This window comes from Mycolicibacter arupensis, assembly GCF_002086515.1.
In the GTDB taxonomy this organism is placed as follows: domain Bacteria; phylum Actinomycetota; class Actinomycetes; order Mycobacteriales; family Mycobacteriaceae; genus Mycobacterium; species Mycobacterium arupense.
Genome location: NZ_MVHH01000082.1, coordinates 1 through 8,336 on the forward strand (window position 1 = coordinate 1; position 8,336 = coordinate 8,336).

Annotated in this window: 2 protein-coding genes; one reads left to right on the forward strand and one right to left on the reverse strand. The window is 73.7% G+C overall.

The window, feature by feature from the left end; all coding sequences use genetic code 11:
• On the reverse strand, positions 1-224 hold a 224-nt coding region (locus tag BST15_RS22440; RefSeq protein ID WP_207572065.1), incomplete at its 3' end, for a hypothetical protein.
• On the opposite strand from BST15_RS22440, the gene BST15_RS23145 reads away from it, so the two are divergent.
• A complete protein-coding gene (locus BST15_RS23145) occupies positions 186-8,129 on the forward strand; it encodes a PE family protein (protein ID WP_207572066.1) in 7,944 nt (2,647 codons plus the stop codon). The genes BST15_RS22440 and BST15_RS23145 overlap by 39 nt on opposite strands.
• Positions 8,130-8,336: the final 207 nt, after the last annotated feature.

Here is an 8,336-nt window from a genome sequence, read left to right on the forward strand (position 1 = left end):
CTGGGGCGGGCGGTTCCAGTGGTGGATCGCAGGCAGCCTCCGGCTCGATCGGCGCAGACGGCGCCGAGGGTAATGGTGGCGCCGGTGGTGCGGGTGGCAACGGTGAGCTGCTCGGCGATGGCACCGTCCAGGCCGGTGGCCGTGGCGGCAACGGCGGCGACGCCGGTGACAACGGTGATGGTGGCGTGGGTGGCGCCGGTGGCCGGGGCGCCACGGGTGAGCACGGCGGCAGTGACGGCAGCGGGAACGGCACCTCGGGTGGTACCGGTGGAGCCGGTGGAGCCGGCGGTACCGGTGGAGCCGGCGGCACTAACTCGGGCACAGGTGGAGCTGGTGGCGTAGGTGGTACCGGCGGCACCGGTGGTAACGGCGGTGCCGCTGACGACGCGACGGTGGCAGGAAGCTCCGGTGGTAACGGCGGTAGCGCCGGTGCCGGCGGCATCGGCGGTGACGGCGGCGCCGGAGGAACCTCGGCCATCGGCGCCGGAGGTGCCGGTGGCGCTGCGGGTAACGGCGGCGACGCCGGGCAGGCTGCTGCCGGTGGCAAGGGCCTCGGTGGCGGTGCCGCAGATGCGGCCGGTTCTGGCGGTCAGGGCGGTGACGGTGCCGTCGGCGGTGTGGCTGGTGCCGCGGGCACCGGAACCGACGGCGGTTCTGCCGGGGCGGCGGGAAGCGTCGGAGTCGGCAGCAATGGTGGTGCTGGCGGTGCAGGCGGCGACGGGTCGGGTCTGGCCAGTGACGGCGTGACCGGCCAGGCCGGCGGCACCGGTGGACAGGGTGGCAATGCGGCCACTGACGGCGCGGGTGGCGCGGGTGGCGCCGGTGGCCGGGGTGCTGACGGCACCAACGGAACGACGGACAACACCGGCAGTGGCACGGCCGGCGGCAATGCCGGTGCCGGCGGACAAGGTGGTGTCGGTGGAGCCGGCGGGTCGAACTCCGGTGACGGAGGGGTCGGCGGTGTCGGTGGCGCTGGCGGTGTCGGCGGCAACGGCGGTGCAGCGGACGACGCCACGGTGGCGGGTGCTGCCGGCGGTAACGGTGGCAGCGCCGGAGCTGGTGGCGCGGGTGGTAATGGTGGTGCCGGTGGTACATCGGCGCAGGGCAACGGCGGTGCTGGTGGTGACGCGGGTGACGGCGGGGCAGCCGGTGTGGCTGCGGCTGGTGGTGCGGGCCTCGGCGGCGGCGGTACCGACTCGGCGGGTGCTGGCGGCGCCGGTGGGGCGGGGGCTGATGGCGGTGCCGGTGGTGCCGGTGGTGCCGGTGGTCTCGGCGTGGGCGCGGGTGCTGATGGTGGTGCGGGCCAGGCGGGTCTGAGCAGTGATGGTGCTGATGGTGGTAACGGTGGTGCCGGTGTCGGTTTGGCCAGTGATGGTCTGACCGGTCAGGCCGGTGGTGCCGGCGGTGTCGGTGGTAACGCGGCGGTGGTCGGAAACGGTGGTGCCGGTGGTGCCGGTGGTGCTGGCGCTGTTGGGGCTAACGGCAGCACCGATGGCGCGGGTGACGGCACGGTTGGTGGTGTTGGTGGCGCTGGCGGTGCTGGTGGTGCCGGTGGTGCCGGCGGTAGCACCTCGGGTAACGGTGGTGCGGGCGGTTCCGGTGGCAAGGGCGCTCTGGGCGGCAACGGTGGAGCTGCTGCTGACGCGACGGTGGCCGGTGCTGCCGGTGGCAATGGTGGTAGCGCCGGTGCCGGTGGTGCGGGCGGTTCTGGCGGTGTCGGTGGCGCTGCGGTTGACGGCCTTGGTGGTGCTGGTGGTGACGCGGGTGACGGCGGGGCAGCCGGTGTGGCTGCGGCTGGTGGTGCGGGCCTCGGCGGTGGCGGTACGGACGCTGCGGGCAACGGTGGTAGCGGTGGTAACGGCGCAGACGGTGGTGCGGCAGGTAGCTTCGGCGCCGGTGGTGCCGGTACCGAGGCGGGCGCTGATGGCGCTGCGGGCCAGGCGGGTCTGAGCAGTGATGGTGCTGATGGTGGTAACGGTGGTGCCGGTGTCGGTTTGGCCAGTGATGGTCTGACCGGTCAGGCCGGTGGCGCCGGCGGTGTCGGTGGTAACGCGGCGGTGGTCGGAAACGGCGGTGCCGGTGGTGCCGGTGGCGTCGGAGCGACGGTCGCAGGCATCACCGACGCGAACGGAAACGGCACTGCTGGCCACCTCGGCGGTACCGGTGGCAACGGCGGTACCGGTGGCAACGGCGGTACCACCTCGGGTAACGGTGGTGCGGGCGGTAACGCCGGCGCCGGTGGTGCCGGTGGCGCGGGCGGCGCGGGCGCCGATGCGACCGTTGCCGACACGGCGGGCGGCTTCGGCGGAAACGCCGGCGCGGGCGGTCAGGGTGGTACCGGCGGTACCGGCGGCGTCGCATACGACGGCCTCGGCGGTATCGGTGGAAACGCCGGTGACGGCGGTAACGCGGGAATCGCCGGTGCGGGTGGTATCGGTCTCGGCGGCGGTGGCGCTGCCAACGCCGGCGCAGGTGGAGCGGGTGGCGACGGTGCCGAGGGCGGCGCCGCCGGCGCCGCGGGGACCGGCGGTGCCGGGACTGAGGCCGGCGCCCTGGGTGGTGCCGGCAGTGACGGCATCGGAAGCGACGGCGGTGCGGGCGGTCAGGGCGGCGCCGGCGCAAACTTGATCTCGGCGACCAACACCGGCCAGGGCGGTGGCGCCGGTGGCGCCGGCGGTAACGCCGCCGCAACGGGTAACGGTGGTGCCGGTGGTGTCGGTGGCACCGGTGCCACGATCGACGGATTTACCGCGGGCGACGGCAATGGCACCGATGGCGCCGACGGTGGTGCCGGTGGTGCCGGTGGTGTCGGTGGATCCGGTGGGTCGATCTCCGGAAACGGTGGCGCGGGCGGCGCCGGCGGCGCGGCCGGCCACGGCGGTCATGGCGGCAACGGAGCCGACGGTACGGCTGGCATCAATGCCATCGTGGGCAGCGGCAACGACGGAACCGCTGGCGGGGACGCCGGAAACGGTGGCCTCGGCGGTAACGGTGGTCAAGGTGGAGACGGCGGTCAGGGCGGTTCCGCAGCCAACGGCGCCGCAGGCGTGGATGGCGTCGGTGGGCTCGGCGGCAACGCCGGCGCAGCTGGCAACGCAGGCAATGGTGGCAATGGTGGCCACGGCGCCGGCGGCGGAGTTGGCGTCAAGGCCGGAAGCGGCGGTGAAGGCGGCAAGGGCGGTATCCGAGGTGAGGCCGGCGCCAGCGCTGGTGAGGGCGGCTGGAACGGCAGCCACACCGAGCAGGCGGCAAACGGAGCCGCAGGTGCCGCGGCAACGGGCGGTAACGGTGGTGCGGGCGGCAACGGTGGCGGCGGCCAGACCCTGGGTAACGGAACACCGCAAGCCGGTGGCGACGGCGGCAACGGTGGCGCGGCCGGCCCGGTCGGTGTCGGTGGCGCCGGTGGCAACGGCGGGATCGGCTCGGCTGGCAATGCTGGCTTGGACGGTGTCGTTGACGGCTTCGGCAATGGTGGCAGCGGCACCGCCGGCGGCTACGGCGGCGCCGGCGGCAACGGCGGAATGGGTGGTGCAGGCGGAAGCGAGTCCGGCGACGCCGGCGCGGGCGGTGCCGGTGGTGCCGGTGGTGCCGGCGGCCGCGGCGGCTTCGGCGCAAACGGTGTCAGCGCGACCAATGCGGCGTTCGGCAGCGGCTTGTCTGGTGCCAACGGTGGTAACGGTGGACACGGCGGCGCGGGTGGCCTCGGTGGTCACGGTGGCGCCGGTGGTGTCGGTGGCCTCGCCACGGTGGGCAATGACGGTGCGGCCGGTGCCGGTGGCGTCGGCGGCCAGGGTGGTGCCGCGGGCAACGCCGGTAACGGTGGCACCGGCGCCAATGGCGCCGGTGGCGGCTCCAACACGATTGCCGGACATGGCGGCAACGGCGGCAATGGTGGTGACCGTGGAGCTATCGGCCTGGGCGGCAAGGGCGGCCTGAGTGGCGATGGCCAGCAGGCTGTCAACGGGGGCAACGGCGGTGCTGGTGCCGGCGGCAACGGTGGTGCAGCTGGCCGCGGCGGTAACGGATCGGTTCTGGCCGGCGGTGTGCCGCAAAGCGGCGGCGCAGGCGGTGTCGGCGGCAACGCCGGGACCATCGGCAACGGTGGAGCCGGTGGAGCCGGTGGATCCGGCAGCGTGGGTGGCAACGGAGCGGCTGGCACTGCCGGAGCAGTCAACGGCCAAAGTGGTCAGTCGGGCGGTTCCGGTGGTGACGGTGGCGCTGGTGGTAAGGGCGGCACGATCTCCGGTAACGGAGGCGCCGGTGGCGGTGCCGGCGCTGCGGGCACCGGCGGTAACGGCGGTAACGGATTCCAGGGCAAGGCGGGCCTGAACGCGGTCGCGGGCACCGGAGGCTCCGGCAGCAACGGCGGCAACGGCGGCAACGGCGGCAGCGGCGGTAACGGCGGTAACGGTGGTAACGGCGGTGCTGGCGGTACCGCGACCAACGGTGTTGCCGGAACCAACGGACTCGGCACCGTGGGTGGGAACGCCGGAAACGCTGGCAACGGGGCCGACGGCGGTAACGGTGGACACGGCGCCACCGGCGGCGTCAACAGCATCGCCGGCACCGGCGGAAACGGTGGCGCCGGCGGCAACATCGGCACCGCGGGCATCGGCGGTACGGGCGGTTTCAACGCCGACGGCACACAGCGGGCAGACGGCACCGACGGTGCGGCGGCTACTCAGGGCGGTAACGGCGGTAACGGCGGCAACGGCGGCAACGGCGCGGCCCTGACCGGACAGGCCGGCGGTAAGGCCGGCAACGGTGGCAACGCCGGCAATGTCGGTAACGGCGGTAACGGCGGTAACGGCGGCAGTGGCGGAATCGGCGCCGCCGGCATCACCGGCGGCGACGGCCACGGCACCAACGGGCTGTCAGGCACAGCCGGCGCGACCGGCGGTAACGGCGGTAACGGCGGCTCGATTTCAGGCAATGCCGGTAACGGCGGTAACGGCGGCGACGGCGGTAGCGGCGGGGCCGGCGGTAATGGCGCTGCCGGCAGCGGCGGCACATCCGGTGGCAACGGCGGTGCGGGCGGAAACGCCGCCGCAGGTGCCGCGGGTGGCAAGGGAGGCAGTGCCGTCAATGGCACCGCCGGCAATGGTGGCAATGGTGGCCACGCCGGAAATGCCGGCAACGGCGGCACCGGCGCCAATGGTTCTGGCGGAGGCACGAACGCCAACGCAGGCAACGGCGGCAACGGCGGCAACGGCGGAGACCGTGCAGCGGCTGGTCTCGGCGGAGCCGGTGGAACCGGTATCAATGGGCCAGGTGCAAAGGGCACAGATGGTGCCGTCGGGGTCGGTGGCAACGGCGGCAACGCCGGTCACGGCGGAACGGGACAGACTCTTGCCGACGGCTCTGCCCAGGCCGGCGGTAACGGTGGCATCGGCGGCACGGCCGGTATCCACGGTAACGGCGGTAACGGCGGTAACGGCGGAACCGGATCCGTTGGTGGCAATGGCGGCATCGACGTCGATGGCAACGGCACCGCAGGCGTGACGGGCGGTAGTGGCGGAAACGGTGGCGCAGGTGGCGCGGGTGGCAGCATTACCGGTAACGGTGGCAACGGCGGGCGCGGAGGTACCGGCGGTGTCGGTGGAGTCGGTGGAGTCGCCCAGGGAACGGACGGAACCAACGCAACTGCAGGCTCTGGCAACAACGGTGGCAACGGCGGCGACGCCGGGCTGAGCGGCAACGGTGGCGTCGGAGGCCACGGCGGTGCCGGCGCGGTAGGTGGCGCCGCCACCAACGGAACTCAGGGCGCCAGCGGTGCCGGTGGTGTCGGCGGCCTCGGCGGTGCCGGCGGTGCGGCCGGGCGCGGCGGCAACGGTGGTGCCGGAGCCGGCGGCGGAACCGATCACGTGGCCGGTATCGGTGGTGACGGTGGTTCCGGTGGCTACGCCGGTGCCGGCGGTGTTGGCGGCAACGGTGGCGTCGGAGGCGACAACACGATCGCTGCTGACGGCAAGGCCGGTGCCGACGGTGACATGACCGGCGGCCACGGTGGTAACGGTGGTGCTGGCGGTAACGGAGTCATGCTGGGCGACGGCGTCGCGCAGGCCGGCGGCAACGGTGGCCACGCAGGGGCGGCCGGCGCCATCGGAAATGGCGGTCAGGGCGGCGCCGGCGGCGCCGGAGCGACAGGTTCCAGCGGGATCACCAGCGGTTCCGGAGATGGCACGGATGGTGTCAGCGGTGGCAAGGGTGGTCTCGGCGGCAACGGCGGCGACGGCGGATCGATCAGCGGCAACGCCGGCAACGGCGGCAATGGCGGCAATGGCGGCAGCGGCGGCAATGGCGGCAACGGCGCAACGGGCAGCAACGGCACCTCCGGTGGTGACGCCGGGTCTGGTGGCGACGCGGCGGCGGGCGCGGCCGGTGGCAACGGCGGCAACGCCGTCAACGGTGCCGCGGGCAAGGGCGGTAACGGCGGCAACTCCGGCAACGCGGGCAACGGTGGCACCGGCGGTACGGGTGCCGGCGGCGGCGCGAACAGCGTTGCAGGCCACGGTGGCGATGGCGGTGACGGTGGTGACCGTGCGACCGCCGGTGCGGGCGGCACCGGCGGAACGGGTGTCGGCGGGCCGGCCGCAAATGGCACGGGCGGCAGCCTCGGCACCGGCGGCAACGGCGGTGCGGGCGGCCACGGCGGAGCGGGCCAGGTCCTCGGGGACAATTCCGCGCAGGCTGGCGGTGACGGCGGTGCCGGCGGCGCGGCTGGCACCGTGGGAACCGGCGGTGCCGGCGGCAACGGTGGCGCCGGCGCCACGGGCGCCCATGGCTTCACCGATGGCTCCGGGAACGGCACCAACGGCTTCGACGGCGGTGACGGCGGTAAGGGCGGCAACGGTGGCGCTGGCGGCAGCCAGAGCGGCAGCGGCGGCGCTGCGGGTGCCGGCGGTGCGGCTGGTCACGGCGGCAACGGCGGGAACGCTGCCGACGGAGCGAGCGGCGCGGACGCAGCGGCGGGCAGCGGTGGCAACGGCACCAACGGCGGCGACGCGAACGGTATCGCTGGCAACGGTGCTGCCGGCGGAATCGGTGGAAACGGTGGCGTAGGCGGCAGCGCCACCAACGGTGCTGCCGGTGCCGATGGGGTCGGTGGCAAAGGCGGCAACGGTGGTAACGCCGGCAGTGCAGGCGCTGGCGGCCGGGGTGGAAACGGGGCCGGTGGTGGAGCGAACGCCCAGGCAGGCTCGGGCGGTACCGGTGGCAACAGCTCCAGTGTGGCGGGCACGGCAGGTACGGCTGGAGCTGGCGGCTGGAACGCCGACAACACCGCACAGGCTGCCTCAGGTGCTAATGGTGTTGCGGGCGCAACCGGCAATGGAGGAGTCGGCGGCAACGGCGGTGCCGGTACTGCCAACCAGATCGGCGGAACCGGAGGTACCGGCGGCAACGCCACCGGCGTCTACGGCGACGGAGGTCGGGGCGGCAACGGTGGGGCCAGTGGCGTGGCACCGAACAACACCGCAGGCCTGGCCGGTGGAAAGGGCGGCGAGGGTGGCAGTGCAGGCCAGCACGGCACCGGTGGTCGGGGTGGCGACGGCGGACAGGGCGGCCAAGGCGGCGCCAACACCACCGTCGGAACTACCGGCACCACAGGATCTACGGGCAACCCCGGCGGCCAGGGCGGCATTGGTGGCACCGGAGCGGCCGGGTACCAGGGCGGAACCGGCGGCCAAGCCGGCAACGGCGGCTCTGGTGGAACCCAATCTGGTGATGGCGGCGCCGCTGGTAAGGGCGGTACCGGCGGCACGGGTGGCACCGGCGGCCAGGGAGGCCAGGGCGGCACGGGTGGCAAGGGCAGCAATGGCGGCTTCTTCCAAGGCGGTCGACCCGGTGGCACCGGCGGTACCGGCGGTACCGGCGGCATCGGCGGCCAGGGCGGTACAGCTGGCTCCGGAGGTCAGGGCGGTAAGGCCCTGGGTGTCGGTCAGGACGGCGCCGCCGGTTCCGGCGGCACGGTCGGCGCCGGCGGTTCGGGCGGTTCCGGCGGTGTGGGTGGTGCTGGCGGTGCGGGCGGCAACCCCGGAACCGGAAGCAGCAGTAAGGGTGCGACCGGCGCAACCGGTGCAACTGGCGCAACAGGTCCCAAAGGTCCCAGCGGTAACCCGGCACCCTGACCGGTAGCCCTTTTCAACCCCACGACGTCACAGAATTAAGCAGATAAGGGAGTTTCCAAATGGCTGACAAGCGTCACACCACAAGGCGGGGCGGTCTCACTGGCGCGGTGAGCCGCCGGCGTAGCCGGGCGGCTGGCGCCGCTACTGCGGTTGGTGCGTTTTTGGCGTTTGGGTTGGGGCCGTTGGCGTCGGCTCCTGCGGCGCAGG